Source organism: Bradyrhizobium sp. BRP20 (assembly GCF_020194215.1).
Lineage (GTDB): Bacteria > Pseudomonadota > Alphaproteobacteria > Rhizobiales > Xanthobacteraceae > Bradyrhizobium > Bradyrhizobium yuanmingense.
This window is the reverse complement of record NZ_JADYVY010000005.1, coordinates 52,483-70,279: the sequence shown is the minus strand read 5'-3', so window position 1 is coordinate 70,279 and position 17,797 is coordinate 52,483. Positions and strand designations below refer to the sequence as shown.

The 17,797-nt window shown below is 64.4% G+C and carries 16 protein-coding genes; 9 read left to right on the top strand and 7 right to left on the bottom strand.

What is annotated here, in order from left to right; translation table 11 throughout:
* Nucleotides 1–4: 4 nt before the first annotated feature.
* Entirely contained in the window at nt 5–1,186 is a 1,182-nt protein-coding gene (locus I6F33_RS13980; RefSeq protein WP_225142951.1) for an ABC transporter substrate-binding protein, read from the bottom strand.
* Nucleotides 1,187–1,246: 60 nt separating this feature from the next.
* Between I6F33_RS13980 and I6F33_RS13975 the strand changes: the two genes are divergently transcribed.
* Nucleotides 1,247–1,816, top strand: a complete 570-nt coding sequence (locus I6F33_RS13975; protein ID WP_225142950.1) for a DUF3280 domain-containing protein — start codon at nt 1,247–1,249, stop codon at nt 1,814–1,816.
* 160 nt (nt 1,817–1,976) lie between these two features.
* Here the strand turns inward: I6F33_RS13975 and fghA are convergent, their stop codons facing one another.
* Complete coding sequence (gene fghA, locus I6F33_RS13970; protein ID WP_128263293.1) at nt 1,977–2,822, bottom strand: S-formylglutathione hydrolase; 846 nt, start codon at nt 2,820–2,822, stop codon at nt 1,977–1,979.
* A 69-nt stretch (nt 2,823–2,891) separates the two neighbouring features.
* Nucleotides 2,892–3,512, bottom strand: coding sequence for a response regulator transcription factor (locus tag I6F33_RS13965; protein WP_036007891.1), 621 nt, complete (start codon nt 3,510–3,512; stop codon nt 2,892–2,894).
* A 201-nt stretch (nt 3,513–3,713) separates the two neighbouring features.
* On the opposite strand from I6F33_RS13965, the gene I6F33_RS13960 reads away from it, so the two are divergent.
* Both I6F33_RS13960 and I6F33_RS13955 read left to right on the top strand, forming a co-directional pair.
* Nucleotides 3,714–5,066 (top strand): histidine kinase, encoded by a 1,353-nt coding sequence (locus I6F33_RS13960; RefSeq protein WP_225142949.1) that lies wholly within the window; start codon nt 3,714–3,716, stop codon nt 5,064–5,066.
* A gap of 164 nt (nt 5,067–5,230) precedes the next feature.
* Nucleotides 5,231–7,699 (top strand): TonB-dependent receptor, encoded by a 2,469-nt coding sequence (locus tag I6F33_RS13955; RefSeq protein WP_225142947.1) that lies wholly within the window; start codon nt 5,231–5,233, stop codon nt 7,697–7,699.
* Nucleotides 7,700–7,703: 4 nt separating this feature from the next.
* Here the strand turns inward: I6F33_RS13955 and I6F33_RS13950 are convergent, their stop codons facing one another.
* From I6F33_RS13950 to I6F33_RS13940, 3 genes are read right to left on the bottom strand one after another with little or no spacing between them, the layout of a single operon-like run.
* Nucleotides 7,704–8,729 carry an ABC transporter permease gene (locus I6F33_RS13950; RefSeq protein WP_225142945.1) on the bottom strand — a complete coding sequence of 342 codons (1,026 nt, stop codon included), beginning with the start codon at nt 8,727–8,729 and terminating at the stop codon, nt 7,704–7,706.
* Nucleotides 8,726–10,243 carry a sugar ABC transporter ATP-binding protein gene (locus I6F33_RS13945; protein WP_225142646.1) on the bottom strand — a complete coding sequence of 506 codons (1,518 nt, stop codon included), beginning with the start codon at nt 10,241–10,243 and terminating at the stop codon, nt 8,726–8,728. The genes I6F33_RS13950 and I6F33_RS13945 overlap by 4 nt, the downstream gene beginning before the upstream one ends.
* A gap of 33 nt (nt 10,244–10,276) precedes the next feature.
* Nucleotides 10,277–11,230: a sugar-binding protein gene (locus tag I6F33_RS13940; protein ID WP_036007875.1), complete on the bottom strand. Its 954-nt coding sequence runs from the start codon at nt 11,228–11,230 to the stop codon at nt 10,277–10,279.
* A gap of 382 nt (nt 11,231–11,612) precedes the next feature.
* Here I6F33_RS13940 and I6F33_RS13935 point away from each other — a divergent pair, with 382 nt between their 5' ends.
* Nucleotides 11,613–11,780 (top strand): hypothetical protein, encoded by a 168-nt coding sequence (locus I6F33_RS13935; RefSeq protein WP_192893123.1) that lies wholly within the window; start codon nt 11,613–11,615, stop codon nt 11,778–11,780.
* A gap of 61 nt (nt 11,781–11,841) precedes the next feature.
* Nucleotides 11,842–12,249, top strand: a complete 408-nt coding sequence (locus I6F33_RS13930; protein WP_036007872.1) for a hypothetical protein — start codon at nt 11,842–11,844, stop codon at nt 12,247–12,249.
* Between the two features lie 75 nt (nt 12,250–12,324).
* On the opposite strand, the gene I6F33_RS13925 is transcribed toward I6F33_RS13930, so the two are convergent.
* Nucleotides 12,325–12,900 (bottom strand): nuclear transport factor 2 family protein, encoded by a 576-nt coding sequence (locus I6F33_RS13925; RefSeq protein WP_225142943.1) that lies wholly within the window; start codon nt 12,898–12,900, stop codon nt 12,325–12,327.
* Between the two features lie 80 nt (nt 12,901–12,980).
* Here I6F33_RS13925 and I6F33_RS13920 point away from each other — a divergent pair, with 80 nt between their 5' ends.
* The 4 genes from I6F33_RS13920 (at nt 12,981) to I6F33_RS13905 (ending at nt 17,681) form a co-directional block, all read left to right on the top strand.
* Nucleotides 12,981–13,934, top strand: coding sequence for a LysR family transcriptional regulator (locus I6F33_RS13920; protein WP_225142941.1), 954 nt, complete (start codon nt 12,981–12,983; stop codon nt 13,932–13,934).
* 157 nt (nt 13,935–14,091) lie between these two features.
* The gene (locus I6F33_RS13915; protein ID WP_225142939.1) at nt 14,092–15,552 is read left to right on the top strand and encodes a GH1 family beta-glucosidase; all 1,461 of its coding nucleotides are present in this window, start codon (nt 14,092–14,094) and stop codon (nt 15,550–15,552) included.
* A 248-nt stretch (nt 15,553–15,800) separates the two neighbouring features.
* Entirely contained in the window at nt 15,801–17,033 is a 1,233-nt protein-coding gene (locus tag I6F33_RS13910) for an acetyl-CoA C-acetyltransferase (protein ID WP_225142937.1), read from the top strand.
* Between the two features lie 345 nt (nt 17,034–17,378).
* Nucleotides 17,379–17,681, top strand: a complete 303-nt coding sequence (locus I6F33_RS13905) for an HU family DNA-binding protein (RefSeq protein WP_018320691.1) — start codon at nt 17,379–17,381, stop codon at nt 17,679–17,681.
* The last annotated feature ends 116 nt before the right edge of the window (nt 17,682–17,797 follow it).

Genomic DNA, 17,797 nt, shown 5'->3' with positions numbered 1-17,797 from the left:
ATCCTCATTTCAGCTTGCATTTGCTCTCCGGGCGATCGTAGCCGAGCGTGTCGAGCTCGGAGACCTGGTGCAGGAATCCTTCCTGCGGCGACACCGACACCACCATCCGGCCGTCGACGAGGAGGATCGGCTGACGCAGCTGCAGGTTCCAGTCGCGCAAGGTCAGCCGCGTGCCCTTGAAGGCGGCGACCGAGAAATCCGGGCCCTTGATGAAATCGGTGACCTTCCTGACCTCGCCGGAATTGGTGCGCGAGGTGGCCTCGCCGATCATGCGCACCGCCGTCCAGGCCTGCATGTCGCGCGCGGTCATCCGGCGCAAATTCAGCTTGATGAAGCGGTTCTGCATCTGGATCGCGCCCCACTGATCCTGCGATGCGTCCCAGCTGCGCGGCACGAGGCCGGCCGAGCCGGCGACCGGGCGCGGATCCCAGGTGCGATAGGGCAGATAAGAGCCGAACACCTCGCTCTCGTCGGCGGCGACCAGCACGTCATAGGCCGGTGCCTGCTGCGTGAAGACGGGGATCTGACGCTGGATCTGCGCCACGCCGCTATCGGTGCGCCGCGCGCCGCCCTTGTCCTCGAAGGTCCGCTCCTGCACGATCTTGGCGCCGAACCGCGCGGCGGTGCGCCTGATAGCATCCGCGAACAGCTTGTCCTCGTCGTGCGAGCCGACCACCAGCAGCCAGCGCGACCACTTCTTCCACACCAGATATTGGCCGAGCGCATCCGCCAGCATCGCACGCGTCGGCGCGGTGTGGATGACGTTGGCGCGGCAATCGGTCTCGCGCAGCCGCTCGTCGATCGCGCCGGCGTTGAACAGCAGCGTGCCGCGGTCGCGCAGGGCGTCCGCGACCTTCAAGAGCACATCGGCAGGCAGGTCGGCGACGATGAAGCCGTTCTTCTCGGCGAGCGCGGTCGCAGCCTGCGCCACGTCCTCGCCTTCCCTGATGCGGCGCTCCTCCAGCGTGAAGCGCTGGCCGGTGAATTTCCCGGTGGTGTTGTTGTCCTCGATGGCAAGGCGCGCGCCGGCGAGGCCGTCATTCTCGGCAGGCTGCTCGGCCAGCGACAGCGTTGATCGGGTGCCGGCGATTGCGAGATAGCCGACGCCGATCGTGACGGGATCGGCCGCAAGCGCGCTCGTCGCGGCAAGACCAAAGCCGATCAGGCCGGCCAACCATCGGATCATGTTTCCTCCAGACGATCTCCCCGGCTTGACCGCCGGTGAAGAATTGTCTCTGCTTCAAGCATGACCAATTTGTCAGGCCGTGCAACCCCGCATTTCGTCCCCGCGCGCGCGAAGCCGGGCATCACGATCATGCGAGCATTGTTGGCAACCGCAGCATTGCTGTGGACGGGGGCGGGCGCGCTCGCCGATCCACCGAAGCTCGCGGTGTTCGATTTCGAGTTGGTCGACACCAGCCTGCCGGGCGAGTTCTACGGCTCCAAGCCGGAAGAGGCGCGGCTCATGCGCATCAGCGAGCAGCTCCGCAAGGAGCTGGCAGAGTCGGGCCGGTTCCAGGTGCTTGACATCGCGCCGGTACGGGAGGCCGCCCGTGGCGCGAACCTGCAGGCCTGCGGCGGCTGCGACCTCAAGCTCGCCGGCCAGCTCGGCGCCGATCTGGAGATCACCGGCCTCGTGCAGAAGGTCTCCAACCTGATCATCAATCTCAACATCTATCTGCGCGACGTGAAGACCGGCAACATGGTCGCGGTCGCCAGCGCCGACATGCGCGGCAACACGGATGAATCCTGGTCGCGCACGATGCGCTATCTCATCCGCAATCGCCTGCTGGCGCCGAACTACGGGAAGCCGTGAAGGGGTTTTCCCTCTCCCCTTGTGGGAGAGGGTGGCTCGCCGCGTAGCGGCGAGACGGGTGAGGGGTTTCCATCCCCACGAATGGTCGTGCGAGCGGAGAGAACCCCTCATCCGGCGCTTCGCGCCACCTTCTCCCACAAGGGGAGAAGGAAGAACGTAGTCACCCCTTCAATCTCTCCGCATGCCAGTGCAGGTGATCGCTCATGAAGGTCGAGATGAAATAATAGCTGTGGTCGTAGCCCGCCTGGCGCCGCAGCGTCAGCGGGATGCCGGCCTTGGCGCAGGCGGCCTCGAGCAGCTCCGGCCTGAGCTGCTCCTTCAGGAAATTGTCGGCCTCGCCGACGTCGACCAGGAAGCCGGAGAACTTGGCGCCGTCCTCGATCAGCGCCACCGTGTCGTGATTGCGCCAGGCCTCCTTGTTCGGTCCGAGATAGCCGGTCAGCGCCTTGATGCCCCAGGGCACGAGCGAGGGCGCCACGATCGGGGCAAAGGCGCTGGCTGCGCGAAAGCGGTGCGGGTTGCGCAGCGCCACCGTCAGCGCGCCGTGGCCGCCCATCGAGTGGCCCATCACCGATTGCCGCCTGGCATCGACCGGAAAGCTCTCCGCAACCAGCTTCGGCAGCTCGTCCGTGACGTAGCTCCACATGCGATAATTGCGCGCGAACGGCTCTTGCGTGGCGTCCACATAGAAGCCGGCCCCGAGGCCAAAATCATAGGCGTTGTTGGCATCGCCCGGCACGTCGGGGCCGCGCGGTGAGGTGTCGGGCGCGACGAAGATCAGGCCGAGCTCGGCGCAGGCCTTGCGGAATTCGCCTTTCTCGGTGACGTTGGCATGCGTGCAGGTGAGGCCGGAGAGATACCAGACCACGGGCAGCTTGGCGCCGTCCGCATGCGGCGGGATATAGACCGAGAACACCATGTCGGTTCCGGTCACCTGGCTGGCATGGCGATAGACGCCCTGCACGCCGCCATGGGATTTGTTGGTCGAGACAGTCTGAATCGTCATGCCTAAGAGCTCCGTGGCATCTCACCACACCAAGATTGCAACGCTTGTGTGACCGAATTCGTGGCGTGGTCAGGCGACACCGCTGTCGATCGCCAGCCGCACCAGCTCCACCGAGGTCTTCACCCCGAGCTTCTGGCGCATGATGGACGAGGTATTGGCCACCGTCTTGTAGGACGATTGCACCAGCCACGCGATCTCGGACAGGCTCTTGCCGGCGCTGAGCAGCCGCAGAATCTCCATCTCGCGCGCGTTCAGCTTCGACAGCGGGTTTTGTGCCAGCGTCGGCCCGGCGAAGGCGATGCTGCGCGCGATCGCGGTCGGAAGATAGGTGCCGCCGCTTCCGACGGCGCGGATCGCCTCGACGAGGTCGTCGGGGTCGCCAGTCTTGGAGACGTAGCCCTTGGCGCCGCACTCGATCGCACGCGCGGCGAAGGCGGGGTCGTCATTCATGCTGAACATGATGATGCGCGCCTCGGGCGCGCGCTCTAGGATGCGGCGCGCGAGCTCGAAGCCGGAGACGGTTGGCAAATTTATGTCGATGATGCAGAGGTCGGGACGTTCGACGATGAAGACGCACTCGCCGTCCTCGGCGTCGGCGGCTTCCAAGATTTCGATCTCGCCTTCGTCGGCCAGCACGGCACGGCAGCCGGAGGCGACGATGGGATGATCGTCGACGATCAGAATGCGCATAGGCGTTCCCCGCGACAGCCCGTTCCCTTGGAGCTTGCCTGTTCTGCGCCGCATGAGACTGACCAGGCAAGACGCGCGTCTCGTGTCGGCTCATGCAACCCGGCTGGGATTGCTGTACGCTTCCGATTAGATATCGGGCGGTTCGCCTCTGTCAACGTCGTCGGACAGGCGCCAACCCTTCGCGAGGCACGAGCGAGACCAATGTGGCAGAATCTTTCCTTGCGCGGGCGCATCAATCTCTTGCTGGCGCTGCTGCTGGCGCTGGGGCTCGCGGTCAATATCGGCCGGCAGATCGCCGAGGCCGGCCCGCGCGTGCAGGCCGAGGACCAGAGCGTGATCCGCCTCGCGCGCGAATTCATCGAGATGATCGTTGCCGATCTCAACGAGGCACCCGATCCTGATGCCAGGCTGAACCAGATCGCCCGCGATCTCAGCCGCCTACGCCATGTCAGCATCGCGCTGCACGATTCCGGTGGGAACCCGCTGACGCCCCGCCGGCTTGGCTCCGAAGTCGACACGCGTGCCCCGCCGGCCTGGTTCGTCAGCCTGGTCCATCCGGAGCAGACCGCGGTCAGCGTGCCGGTCTCGATTCGCGGCAAGCCCGGCTCGCTCGTGATCACCTCGCATCCCGACGACGAGATCGCCGAGATCTGGGACGGCATCGTGACCCAGCTCGAGGTCGGCTCGGTGATCGCGCTTGCGCTGTTTTTCCTGATGATGAAGGTGGTCGGCCGTGCCCTGGCACCGTTGCAGTCGCTGGCGGACGCCATGGGGAAGCTCGAAAGCGGACATTACGAGGCCCGCGTCGCGCCGGGCGGCGCGCCGGAGCTCGCGGCGATCTGCACCAGGCTCAACCATCTTGCCGCGACGCTTGGTGAAGCGGTCGAGGACAAGCGGCGCCTCGCCGAGCGCGCGGTGTCGCTGCAGGACATCGAGCGCAAGGAGATCGCGCGCGAATTGCACGACGAGTTCGGACCCTATCTGTTCTCGCTGCGCGCACATGCGAGCGCGCTGGCGAAGCAGGCGGACGGACGCGAGCCGAGTGCCGATGCCGTACGCAAACATGGCAGCGCCATGCTGGAGCAAATCAATGCACTCCAGCAGTTCAATCGCCGCGTGCTGGAGCGTCTTCGGCCCGTGGGCCTTGCCGAGCTCGGCCTGCGCCAGGCGCTCGAATCCCTGTCGCGGCTGTGGCGGGAGTCGCGTCCCGACGTGGCGATCGAGACTTCGATCTCGCCGGCGCTGGGCCCAACCGGCGAGACCGCCGATCTCACCATCTACCGCATCGTGCAGGAGGCGCTCACCAATGTGTTCCGCCACGCCGGCGCGACCTCGGTCAGCGTCGTCATCGAGCCGGTCGAGCAGGCCGGCGGCCGCTTCTGCGCCCGGGTGCGGGTCAGCGACGACGGCCGCGGCATGGAGCCAGGCCAGAAGCTCGGCTTCGGCCTCGTCGGCATGCGCGAGCGGATCCTGGCGCTCGGCGGCACGCTCAATGTGGTCTCGGGTGAGGGCGGTGTGACCGTGGAAGCGCTGGTGCCGACAGCGGCAACCTGATCGCATCCAAAGCGATCGGGAAAAATTCCCGATTTGGTCGGGAAAATGGGTGTGGATAGGGTCCGACCTTTTGTGGCTGGCGTCCCCATTGCGGCCGAATAAACTCGTCCCGACCAATCGGCGGAACATCAAAACAGTCGGTGGTCACGGATGGGAAGGCGGGGATGGGCAAGGTTGTTTCGTTCAAGCGTGCTTTGTTGATGGCTTCGGTGTCGACCGGGCTGGTATCGGGCTTGGTCTATGCGACCCCTGCCGGGGCCGCGCCGGACGAGGAGACCAACGTCCAGAACCTGCCGCCGGTCGAGGTGACCGCACCACCTTCGGCGCGGCGCGCGGCGCCGTCGCGACCTGTTGCGCGCGTGGGGGCGCCGGGATCGGCCGCGCCGAGGACACGCCTTTACGTCTATCCGACCTCGCCGGGCACCGGCCGGGGTCTCGATGTCGACAAGGTTCCGTCGGCGATCAATGCCGTCGATGCCAACCAGATCAGGCGCACCGGTTCGCTGAACGTCACGGACGCGCTGCGCGACAACATCGCCGGCATCAACATCAGCGAAGTCACCGGCAATCCGTTCCAGCCGGATGTCGAATTCCGCGGCTTCGTCGCTTCGCCCGTGACGGGCACGCCGCAAGGCCTTGCGGTGTACCAGAACGGCGTCCGCATCAACGAGGCCTTCTCGGACGCCGTCAATTGGGACCTGATTCCGACGGCCGCGATCAGGTCGGTGACGCTGGTGACCAACAATCCGGCCTTCGGCCTCAATGCACTCGGCGGCGCGATCAACCTGCAAATGAAGGACGGCTTCACCTATCAGGGCGCCGAGCTCGACCTCATGGGCGGATCGTTCGGCCGCATCCAGGGCTCGGCGCAATGGGGCAAGCAGGTCGACCAGAACTTCGCCGTCTACGGTGCGCTCGAAGGACTGCGCGACAACGGCTTCCGCAATTTTTCCCAATCGACCGTGCGGCGCTTCTACGGCGATGTCGGCTACAGGGCCGGCGACAGCGAATTCCACGCCAATATGGGCGTGGCCAAGAACGATTTCGGCGCCAGCGCCACGGTCCCGGCCGAGCTGCTCGACAGATATTGGGGCGCGACCTACACCACGCCGCAGACCACCTCCAATCGCGTCGGCTATCTCAACCTGACCGGCAAGGTCGACGCGACGCCGACCTGGACGCTCGAAGGCACCGCGCGTGTGCGCAGGTACGAGCAAAAGGTGGTCGACGGCAACCCGACCGATGTGGAGGAGTGCGCTGCAGATCCGGCGCTGCTCTGCTTTGGCGACGACACCTCACCCGCCTACGGCGCGGGCGGCGTGCAGCTTGCCAACCCATTTGCGCCGGGCACGATCCTCGGCGCGATCGACCGCGGCTCGATCCGTTCGACCACGTTCGGCGTGTCGGGGCAGGCCACCAACACCGACCAGTTGTTCGGTCATGACAACCGCTTCGTGGTGGGCGCAACCTATGACGCCAGCGTCACGCGCTACAACGCCTCCTCCGAAATCGGCTCGATGGGAGAGAACTACGTCGTCAGCGGCAGCGGCGTTTTCCTGGGACCGACTCCTGTGGCGGACCCCGTCGCCGGCCCGGTCTCGCTGCGGACCGTCAATCAGTATAACGGCCTCTACGCGATGGATACGTTCAACGTCACGGAAGCCTTCGCCATCACGGGGGGCGGCCGCTTCAATGCGGCGCGGATCACGTTGGAAGATCAGCTTGGGACTGCGCTCAACGGCGATCACACCTTCACGCGTTTCAATCCGATCATCGGCGGCACCTACAGGATCACGCCGGAATTGACCGCCTATGCCGGCTATTCCGAGGCCAACCGCGTGCCGACACCGCTCGAGCTCGGCTGCGCCGATCCCGCCAGGCCCTGTCTCATCGCGGCCTTCCTGGTTGCGGATCCACCGTTGAAGCAGGTCGTCTCCAAGACCGTGGAGGCCGGTTTCCGGGGCACCAAGGAGTTGAACATCGGCACCCTCGGATGGAAGATCGGCGGCTTTCGCGCCACCAACCACGACGACATCATGGCGGTGCCGGTCGTTGGCCGGACTGGTTTCGGCTATTTTTCGAACGTAGGCCGCACACGGCGGCAGGGGCTCGAAGCCGAAGTCAACATCAAGTCTCCGACGCTGCAGTTCCAGGCGAGTTACGCGTTCGTCGATGCCCGCTTCCTTGATCCGCTCGAGCTCGGCTCGGAGAGCCCGTTTGCCGACGATACCTCCGAGACCATTCAGGTCAGGCCCGGAAACCAGATCCCGGCAGTCCCGCGCCACCGCGTCAAGGTCGGCGTCGACTATGCCGTGACCGACGTCTGGAAGGTCGGCGGCAACGCGCTGTTCGTCTCCAGCCAGTATCTGGTCGGCGACGAGTCCAACCAGTTCGCGAAGCTGCCGTCCTATACGGTGTTCAATCTCCACACCTCCTATCAGGTCGCGAAGAACGTCCAGCTCTACGGCCGCGTCGACAACATCTTCGACAAGCGTTACGTGACCTACGGCCAGTTCTTCGACCGCGACGCCTTGCCCAACTTCACCAATGGCGGCGCGGATTTCACCGACCCGCGCTCGCTGAGCCCGGCAAGGCCGCGCGCGTTTTACGCGGGGTTGCGGGTGACGTTCTAGATTTTCACTCCACCTTCACGCGCTCGAGCGGAGCCGCAGCGACGTTCGCCTGCTCCCGGCCTTTGGCCGCACTCGCGCGGTGGCGTCGCTGCGCCAGATATTGATCGCCGAGCACGCCGACCAGGATCACCGTTCCCATCACCGCGAAATTGAGCGAGCTCGGAATGCCCAGCAGGTTGACGAGATTCTGCAGCACCTGGAGCAGCACGGTGCCGAGCACGACGCCGATGATCGAGCCTTCGCCGCCGCGCAAGGAGCAGCCGCCGAGCACGGCGGCCGCGATGGCGTAGAGCTCGTAGAACGAGCCGTGCACCGCCGGCGAAATCGAACGGGTGTACATCGCGATCAGGATCGCCGAAAACGCAGTCAGCCCGCCACAGATGACATAGGCCGAGATGATCACGCGGTTGGTGCGAATGCCGGAGTAGCGTGCCGCTTCCTCGTTCTTGCCGACGGCAAGAAGATAGCGGCCGAACACCGAGCGGTGAAGCACCACCCAGGCGATCACGGCCACCACGGCGAGCGCCACCACGCTGTGCGGCAGCGGGAATCCGAGCACGTTTGTGCGGCCGGCGGCCAGCCATTCCAGCATCGGAAAGCTCGCGCCGAAGCCGAAGCCCGCCGTCGCGTCCTCGGTGTAATAGCGCGCCGCGCCGCGATAGATCAGAAGGCCGCACAGCGTGACCACGAAAGCCTGGATCCGCATCCTGGTCACCAGCGTGCCATGAACCAGGCCGATCACGAGCCCGGCCGCGACGATCATCGCGAGGGCTACGACCCAGTTGACGTCGTGATTGACGATCAGGTCGATGAACAGGACGCCCAGCAGTGCGATCACCGAACCCACCGACAGCTCGATCCCGCCGATGATGATGATGAAGGCTTCGGCGATGGAGAAGATGCCGAACAACCCGATCTGGTTGGCGGTGTTCGAGAGATTGCCGACGTACAGGAATCTCGGATTGATCAGGGCGACAACGGTCCCGACCACCAGAATCAGAACGAGAAGGCTCAGGTCTTTCTTGCTCAAGGTCCCTCCGCCGTGATTGTGTGGCCAACGGCAAGCTGCAGCACATTGTGCTCACTGAACTGGCTGCGATCAAGGAAGCCCGAGATCGCGCCTTCATGCATCACCGCGAGCCGGTCGCTGACCCCGATCACCTCCTCCATGTCGCTGGAGATCATCAGGATCGCCACCCCGGCATCGGTCAGGCGGCGCAGCATGCCGTAGATTTCCTGCTTGGCTCCGACGTCGACCCCACGCGTCGGCTCGTCGACGATCAGCACCTTCGGCCGCATCGACAGCCATTTGGCGAGCACGACCTTCTGCTGGTTGCCTCCCGACAGCGAGCCGACGGCGGTCTTGACGTCGGGCGCGCGGATTTTTAGGCGCTCCCGCTGACGCACCGCGTTCTCGTTCTCGCGATCCGTATCCACCAGCCAGAAGCGCATATAGGACGCCAGATCCGGCAGCGAGATGTTTTCGGCGATCGAGACGTCGAGCAGCAGGCCAGCGCCCTTGCGGTCCTCCGGAACGAGATAGATGCCTTGCTCGATGGCGGCCCGTGGGCTTGCGATACGGATCGGCTCGCCATCGAGACGTATCGTGCCGCCACGCAGTGGGTCGATGCCGAAGACGGCGCGGGCGAGCTCGGTGCGGCCGGACCCGACGAGACCGGCAAGCCCGAGGATCTCGCCGCGGCGGACCGACAGGCTCACGGCCCGGCCGGGATAGGTGTCGGTGACGGCATCGACGATCTCCAGCACGCTGGCGCCGGGCGGCGCGGCCGGCGGAACGTAGAGCGATTTCAGGTCGCGGCCGATCATCAAGCGGATCATCGCCGCCGGAGAGAGCTCCGCACGCGTCAGCGCGCCGACCACGCGACCGTCGCGCAGCACGACCGCACGGTCGGCGCACTGCATCACCTCGTTGAGCCGATGCGTGATGAAGATGATGCTGACGCCGTGGGCTTTCAGGCCGGCCACGGTGCGCATCAGGCGGTCCGTCTCGGCGAGCGTCAGGCTCGAGGTCGGCTCGTCCATGATGACGAGACGAGCGTCGAGCGAAAGCGCCTTCATGATTTCGACCAGCTGGCGCTGCGCCAGCGACAGGTCGGCGAGCGGCGCATCGGCCGCGAAATCGCAGCCCAGCCGCTCCAGCAGCGGCGCGACATCGGCATACATCCGTTTGCGGTCGATCAGCCGCAAGGGCCCGCCGTGCACGGGCTCGCGGCCGATGAAGACGTTGCCGGCGACATCGAGATTGTCGAACAGGTTCAGTTCCTGATGGACGAAGGCGATGCCCGCCTTGATCGCATCCGCCACGGTGAGCGAAGATCGCGCGGCGCCATCGACACGAATAAAGCCGCCGCTGGGCTCCACGACCCCGCCGAGCACGCGCATCAGCGTCGACTTGCCGGCGCCGTTCTCGCCGATCAGCGCAACGACCTCGCCGGGCGACACCTGGAGACCGACGTGGTCGAGGGCGACCACGCCTGGATAGCTCTTGCTGATGTCGACCAGTTCGAGAAACGGTTCTGGCATGGCAGGCTGCACGGCGGGCAGCGCGGATCTCTCCTATTTCTTCAGCATCTGCTTCATCGAGGCCATGAACTCGTCGACATTCGCCTTTTCGATGACCTTGCCGGGCACGATGATGATACCGTTAGCCGGAATGCCGGACTTGTTGCCGCCGATGTAGTTCGCCATCAGCTTCATGCCCTGATAGCCCCATTCGAACGGCTGCTGCACCACCGTGCCGACGATGCTGCCTTCCTTGACGCCACCGAGCGTAATCGGATCCTCGTCGAAGCCGATGATCTTGATCTTGCCGAGCTTGCCGGCCTCCTTGAGCACCTCGTAGATCCGCGGTGTGTTGTAGGAGTAGAAGCCGACGAGGCAGCTCACATCGGGCATGGCGGCGAGGATGTCCTCGACGTTGCGCTTGGCGCGGGTCTGGTCGATCTCGTCGCCGCGAACGTCGACGAGCTCGACCTTCGAGCCTTTGAGCGTCTCCTTCACGCCTTCGATGCGCTCGCGTGCGTTGTCGGCGCCGGGTAGGCCGACGAAGCCGACGCATTTGCCGCCGTTCGGCAGCGCCTTGACCATCAGCTTTCCTGCCTCCTTGCCGAGGTCGGTGTTGGAGGAGCCGATATAGGCCACGCGCTTGGATTTCGGCGCGTCGCTGTCGGTGGTGAACAGCACGGTCTGGGACGCAACCTTGTTGAGATGCTCGGTCTGGTTCTTTGGATCGACTGCGCTGACCATGATGCCGGCGGCACCGGCGGCGACGAGGTCGTCCATCACGCGCTGCTGCACGGCGGCTGCAGCCTGTTCCGGATATTTGAACTGGAGCTCGTAGTTGGGCAGCTCGCCCTGCGCCTTCTTCATCCCGGCCTCGGCGATCTTCCAGAAGTCGGACGCCCCGTTGACGACGAAGGCCAGAACCTTCTTGTCCGCCGCATCCGTCGGGCCGACACCCGCTGCGATCGCGAAGGCAACAGACACACCTGCAACCAAGAGACGCTGCATATCATTCCTCCCCTAAGGCGGTCGGCCCTTTTTGATGGCCAACTCTGCTTGAACCCAGATTGGGCGCATGCCTCACCCCCAGCGGCACGGCAATCAGCCGCTACCCGCATCGTTGCGGCAGAGGCGGGTCACCAACCCGGCCGGCGAGGTGAAATGAGGCACGTACCTCAAGCTAGCAGAAGCCCGCCGCGCACGCAATTGGAAGCAACGGTCTGGACGTCAACCGCCGCGCTCAGGCTGGTGTCGCCGGTCCCGCGGCAGCCTTGTCGGGCAATCCGCAGCCCGCTTGCGCCTTTAACCGATTGGAAACCATCGCAAATGATCTGAAAATTGTAACGAAACTCTCCGGCCGTCTCCGCGTCGGTTCGCCGGAGGGCCCGTGATGACTGAGCAGCAGTTGAGAGAGCAGGAATTCCAGATTGCGCGGTACCGGCATCTGGAGCGCGAGGTGACCGATCCGCTTGCAGCGTGTCTGCTTCACAGCATCATCGAGGAGCTCGAGGCCGAGCTGCGCAAGGAAAGGCCGGATTGGCACGGGCCCGGTCATTAACCGTTTGTTGGCGCTAATGATGCCAATTGTCGGCGTGGGAATACCAGGGGAGGCTGCTCCCATGCTGAAGGACGGCACCTACGCCGCTTGGTACAAGACGCCCATCGACCAGGGTACCGGGATCGTCCATGTCGCAGACGGCCAGATCTGGGGCCGTGACAGCCTGATGACCTATCACGGCACCTGCCAGATCGATGGAGATCGCTTCACCGCAACCGTATTGACGAAGCGTCACACCGACGGACGCGCCACCGTGTTCGGCAACGATCAAGAGCTGACGTTGACGATCGAGGGAAGCTGCCCTGGCAAGATCGCGACCTACACCGCGACAGCACCTCAGGCGCCGGGCATGATCCTCCACGGAACGCTCATCCTCAGGGAACAACAGCCGCCCCCACCTGAACCACCAGGGCAGATGCCGGCATTCAATCCCGACAAGCTGCCGAAATTGCCGAAGCGCTCGCGCTGATCATCGCGACGAAATCGCACGTCGTCTCGACTGGCCGCCGGCCGGCTCCGAATCCAGCTCATCTGCAGCGCTTCGTCATTTTTCCTCCGGCCATCCCCGGGCGAGTATCGCCGCCTGTTGCAAGGTGATGCTTCGGACCAGCGGGTCCGCATGACGGTGCACGAGTTGCCAATCCGTGCCGTCCTTGCGGTAGACTTCGGTCACGCGCAGCGACCAGTCTTGAGCCGGCAACCCGCCCACCTCGGCGCGCTGGCGCTCGACCATGACGAGAGCGACGAGCGCGTCGGATGCATAGGTTTGCAAAACCTCAAGTTCGGTTTGGCCTTCCCTGAAGTATCGGGAGAGGGCAGCCAGACGCTGGGGACTAGCGTCGAATCCCCGACTCGCAGGCCCGCCGAAGGGCTGCATCAGCGTGAAATCGGGCGCGATGCGGACAAGCTGGGACCAGCGGTCCACATCGCCACGCATGAAGGCGGCATTCTTCTCGCGGGCGCGTTCGACGAGGCCTGCTATCGCGTCGCTTCCAGCGGCCGCACCGGCCGAAAGCTGACCGGACAGGGGAATTGCTGCGGTAGCGGCCATCATCGAGCGCCGCGATATCTTTTCCTGCTCGCATGGCCACCTGTTCAGCCCGGACGGTTTGTTGGTCATTTCTCAGCTCCTGATCGAACGACGAGCGCCCATGCATGAAGCCTTGATCCCAATGAATCCAGCGATATGATTTCAGCAACATGCTGAACCAAATTGATCTATCCAGGATTGATCTGAATCTCCTCGTGCTCTTCCGCGTGGTCCTGGAAGAGCGCCATGTCGCGCGTGCAGCCGCTCGGCTGAGCCTGACGCCGTCGGCTGTCAGCCATGCGCTTGGCCGGCTCCGTCTTCTACTGAACGATCCGCTGTTTCTGCGGACCCCGAAGGGGGTCGTTCCAACGGAGCGGGCCTTGGAGCTTGGAGAGCCGGTGGCCGAGATCATCGCGCGCGTCGAACAGCTGATCGGCTCGGCCACACCGTTCGACCCGGAGCAAAGTGGCCGTCGATTTACGATTGGCGCTCCCGATGCCGTACTGGTCTCAGCGATCGGTCCGCTGTTGCAATCGATCGCGACTGCGGCGCCCCACATTGATATCGGGCTGATCCACCTGATGCCTGCGCCGCGCGGTGGCGCAATCGGAGAGCCTTGGCAGCAAAGCCTAGACATGCTCGAACGACGCGAGCTCGATATCGCAATGCTGCCGCTGCCGGCGGTATCACCGCGTTTCGAGGCGCGCAGGCTTTACGAGGAGGAGTTCGTGCTGGCCATGCGCAAGGGGCATCCCTTCGCAAAAGCGCCAACCCATGCTGCGTTCGCGCGATCACAGCACCTGCTGGTCTCTCTCAGTGGGGAACCGCGCGGTTTCGTTGATGAGATGTTGGCAAAGCACGGCCTCGAACGCCGCATCGCTTTGACTGTTCCGAATTTCATGATGGCGCTTGCCCAGCTTTCCGGGTCTGATTTGATCGCCGCATTGCCGCGCCGACTGGTGGAGCAGCACGCCAGCCGTTTCGGCCTCGTGTTGGTCGAGCTGCCTTTCGCGCGCAAACCGGATACGATCCGGGCCATCGCGACCAAAGCGGCTATGAAAGACGCGGGCATCGCGTGGCTGATGCAGATTGTGGTCGGTTCAATCGGAGCAGGCCGAAGCTAGAATCCAGTTTGAACTCAATAGGCGTTCATCTCGGCAAGGGAAGCATTGTGCTGCCGCGCCTGCGGTGGCGGATCTGGGACCTCCTGCACCCGCTTCTCAAATCGCCCGGAACTGTTCATTGTGCCGGCCCGAAACGAAAAGAAGTGGAGCAGCATCAATGACGGAGGGGGTCTCGCGCCGCCGGTTTGCCAAGCTGGCGGGATTGTCCGCAGCCGGGATTGCGAGTCCGCTTGTCGCCGAAGCCAAGCCGGCGCGGCCGCCGCGCAATGCAGCCGGTTTTCCGGCGGGCTTTCTCTGGGGCACGGCGACCTCGTCCTATCAGGTCGAGGGTGCGGTCGAGGAGGACGGGCGAGGGGCCTCGATCTGGGACAAGTTCGTCCGCATCCCCGGCAAGATCGAGGACGGCACCACCGGCGACCGCGCCAACGAGCACTATCACCGCTACAAGGAGGACATCGCCCTCATCAAGGAGCTCGGCTGCAAGGCCTATCGCTTCTCGGTGGCCTGGCCGCGGCTGTTCCCGGACGGCGACGGCAAGCCCAATCCGAAGGGGCTCGACTTCTACAATCGTCTCGTCGACGAGCTCCTGAAGAACGGCATCGAGCCGTGGCTGACCCTCTATCATTGGGACCTGCCCCAATCGCTCCAGGACCGGTTCGGCGGTTGGCGTTCGACCGAGACCTGCAAGATCTTCGGCGACTACGCGGCCTATGTCGCCGCGCACCTCACCGACCGCGTCAGGAACGTGTTCACGTTGAACGAGAGCGGGCGCTTCGTCTATTTCGGTTACGGCGTCGGCATCGACGCGCCGGGCTTGAAGCTGCCGCAAGCCGATGTCAATCAGATCAGGCACAACAGTGCGCTGGCGCACGGGCTCGCGGTGCAGGCGGTGCGCGCCCATGGCCGCCGCGGCACCAGGGTGGGGCCGGCGGAGAACATCGATGCCTGCGCGCCTGCCTTCGACACGCCGGAAAACGTGCGGGCCGCGGAGATCGCGCTGCGCGAGATGAATGCCGGCTACCTCAACGTCATCATGACGGGCCGCTATACCGACGCCTTCCTGAAATACGCCGGGTCCAACGCGCCGAAATACACCGATGCGGAGCTCAAGATCATCTCTTCGCCGGTCGATTTTCTCGGTCTCAACATCTATGCGCCGCAGAACTACGTCGTGGCCTCCGACCAGGGCGCGGGCTTCAAGCCGCTGCCGATCCCGAAATCGTTCCCGCACATGAATTCGGACTGGCTGCGCGTCGGGCCCGAGACGATCTACTGGGTGCCGAAGCTGGCGGCGAAGATCTGGAAGACGGATGCGATCTATATCAGCGAGAACGGCACCTCCGGCGACGATGTGGTGTCGCCCGACGGCAAGATCTACGACACCGATCGCATCATGTATCTGCGCAACTATCTCGCCCAGCTCCAGCGCGCCACCGACGAAGGCGTGCCGGTGCGCGGCTATTTCCTCTGGAGCCTGATGGACAATTTCGAGTGGGTGTACGGCCTTAACAAGCGTTTCGGGCTGTACCACGTCAATTTCGACACCCAGGTCCGCACGGCAAAACTCAGCGCCAGCTTCTACCGCAACGTGATCGCGAAGAACGCGGCGGGGGTGTAGCGGCTTTCTTCCATGTCGAGCCATCTGCGAGATCGTCATGCCCGGGCTTGTCCCGGGCATCCACGTTCTTCCTGCCCGGAGCCAAGCGTGGATGGCCGGGACAAGCCCGGCCATGACGTCGCTGAGGCTTTCGTGTAGCGGAAAATCTGAGTGAGGGGCGGGAGAAACCGTGTAGCGCCGCACATTGACTCTCTTCTCCCCCTTATTCAAAACCGTTCTCAACACCCATAAACAAGAGGACGACGCCAATGCCTGACGCGCTGATCATTGATGCCTGCCGCACGCCGCGGGGCATCGGCAAGGCCGGCAAGGGAGCCCTGTCGGGCATTCATCCGCAGCAGCTCGGGGCGACCGTGCTGCGCGCACTCGCCGACCGCACCGGCATCGATACCGCCGACGTCGATGATATCGTCTGGGGCTGCAGCGCGCAGGTGGCAACGCAAAGCGGCGATCTCGGCCGCATGTCGGCGCTCGATGCCGGCTACGACGTGCGTGCCAGCGCGGTGACGCTGGATCGTTTTTGCGGAAGCGGCATCACCAGCGTCAACATGGCGGCGAGCTCGATCATGGCCGGTGCCGAGGATCTCGTCATCGCCGGCGGCTGCGAGATGATGTCGATGGAGGGACGCCGCGGCGGCGGTCCGATGATGATGGATAGCGGCAATCTGCGCCTGCGGGCACGGCATCCGCAGTCGCATCAGGGCGTCTGCGCCGATGCGATCGCGACGCTGGAGGGCATCACCCGAAGCGACGTCGACGCGCTCGGGCTGGAGAGCCAGAAGCGCGCCGCGCACGCGATCGCAAACGGCCACTTCAAGAAGAGCCTCGTGCCTGTTTACCGCGAGGACGGCAGTCTGGCGCTGGATCATGAAGAATACCCGCGGCCGCAGACCACGGTGGAAGGCCTCAGCAGCCTGAAGCCGGCATTTCCTGCCGTCGCGGACTACGCGCTCGACGACAAGGGCACGACCTATCGCGGCCTGATCCTGCAGAAGTACCCTGATCTCGACATCGACTTCGTGCATCACGCCGGCAACTCGTCCGGCGTCGTCGACGGCGCTGCCGCGATCCTGCTGGCCTCGCCCGCTTACGCCAAGGCGCATGGCCTTAAAGCCCGGGCCCGCGTGGTCGCGATGGCCAACATGGGGGACTCGCCGACCCTGATGCTGAACGCACCGGTGCCGGCAACGCGCAAGGTGCTGGCCAAGGCGGGCCTCACGATCGACGACATCGACCTGTTCGAGATCAACGAGGCCTTCGCCGTGGTGGCGGAAAAATATATCCGCGACCTCAAGCTCGACCGGGCCAAGGTCAACGTCAACGGCGGCTCGATCGCGCTCGGCCATCCCATCGGCGCCACCGGCTCGATCCTGATCGGCACCGTGCTCGACGAGCTCGAACGGCGCGACCTCAAGCGCGGTCTCGTCACCATGTGCGCCGCCGGCGGCATGGCGCCGGCCATCATCATCGAGCGCGTCTAGCCAATCGCCCACTCACTTTCTCCCGATTTTTACGGGGAGGAAGAGCGGCGACCAGCGATCCGATCCTTATTTTTCAGGGTGAAACACGCGCCTCCTTTCACAAAGAGGCCGGTCGTCGCTTGTCGAAGGCGGCGAATCAGTTCTAGCAAGATGTCGTGCGGGCCTTTGAAACAAGGCAAAAGCCGCTGCCCGAGGCTTCCTCCGCTCCGGAAGTAGCTAAAAAGCAGGGTTTTTTGTCACAGCAGGCCAGAAAAGCCCGTAATTTCGCGACAAAACTGTGCAGAAGGCTATAGGCCTTCAACGGTTGGTCTAATATGCAACCGGCAACGAATCAGAGGAGACACGATGCCGACCCAGATGTCCAAATCGCAATTGATCGAAAAGATTGCGACCGCCACCGAGCTTTCCAAGCGTGACGTCAAGAACGTCATGGAGACGCTGACCGACGTCGGCCACAAGGAGCTCAAGAAGAACGGCCTGTTCCTGGTGCCGGGCTTCGCCAAGTTCGTGGTCATCAAGAAGCCCGCGACCAAGGCGCGCAAGGGCACCAACCCGTTCACGGGTGAAGAGATGATGTTCAAGGCCAAGCCGGCCCGGAAGATCGTCCGCGCCCGCCCGGTCAAGGCCGCCAAGGACGCCGTGGGCTAACAACGCAAAGGCCCCCTCGAACGAGGGGGCCTTTTGTCTGGGGCAGCCGCGAGGGTTCGAGACGGAGGGCTCAACCCTTGCGGCGCTTCACTCGGACCGGGACCGGCTGAAGCCGC

Coding starts and splice junctions, on each gene's coding strand:
- I6F33_RS13965 (WP_036007891.1), bottom strand. CDS start 3,512: ATGCGCATTCTGATCGTCGACGATCATCCCATCGTCGCCTCCGGCTGC.
- I6F33_RS13910 (WP_225142937.1), top strand. CDS start 15,801: ATGCCTGACGCGCTGATCATTGATGCCTGCCGCACGCCGCGGGGCATC.
- I6F33_RS13975 (WP_225142950.1), top strand. CDS start 1,247: ATGACCAATTTGTCAGGCCGTGCAACCCCGCATTTCGTCCCCGCGCGC.
- I6F33_RS13920 (WP_225142941.1), top strand. CDS start 12,981: ATGCTGAACCAAATTGATCTATCCAGGATTGATCTGAATCTCCTCGTG.
- I6F33_RS13955 (WP_225142947.1), top strand. CDS start 5,231: ATGGGCAAGGTTGTTTCGTTCAAGCGTGCTTTGTTGATGGCTTCGGTG.
- I6F33_RS13960 (WP_225142949.1), top strand. CDS start 3,714: ATGTGGCAGAATCTTTCCTTGCGCGGGCGCATCAATCTCTTGCTGGCG.
- fghA (WP_128263293.1), bottom strand. CDS start 2,822: ATGACGATTCAGACTGTCTCGACCAACAAATCCCATGGCGGCGTGCAG.
- I6F33_RS13980 (WP_225142951.1), bottom strand. CDS start 1,186: ATGATCCGATGGTTGGCCGGCCTGATCGGCTTTGGTCTTGCCGCGACG.
- I6F33_RS13905 (WP_018320691.1), top strand. CDS start 17,379: ATGCCGACCCAGATGTCCAAATCGCAATTGATCGAAAAGATTGCGACC.
- I6F33_RS13930 (WP_036007872.1), top strand. CDS start 11,842: ATGCTGAAGGACGGCACCTACGCCGCTTGGTACAAGACGCCCATCGAC.
- I6F33_RS13945 (WP_225142646.1), bottom strand. CDS start 10,243: ATGCCAGAACCGTTTCTCGAACTGGTCGACATCAGCAAGAGCTATCCA.
- I6F33_RS13915 (WP_225142939.1), top strand. CDS start 14,092: ATGACGGAGGGGGTCTCGCGCCGCCGGTTTGCCAAGCTGGCGGGATTG.
- I6F33_RS13935 (WP_192893123.1), top strand. CDS start 11,613: ATGACTGAGCAGCAGTTGAGAGAGCAGGAATTCCAGATTGCGCGGTAC.
- I6F33_RS13940 (WP_036007875.1), bottom strand. CDS start 11,230: ATGCAGCGTCTCTTGGTTGCAGGTGTGTCTGTTGCCTTCGCGATCGCA.
- I6F33_RS13925 (WP_225142943.1), bottom strand. CDS start 12,900: ATGACCAACAAACCGTCCGGGCTGAACAGGTGGCCATGCGAGCAGGAA.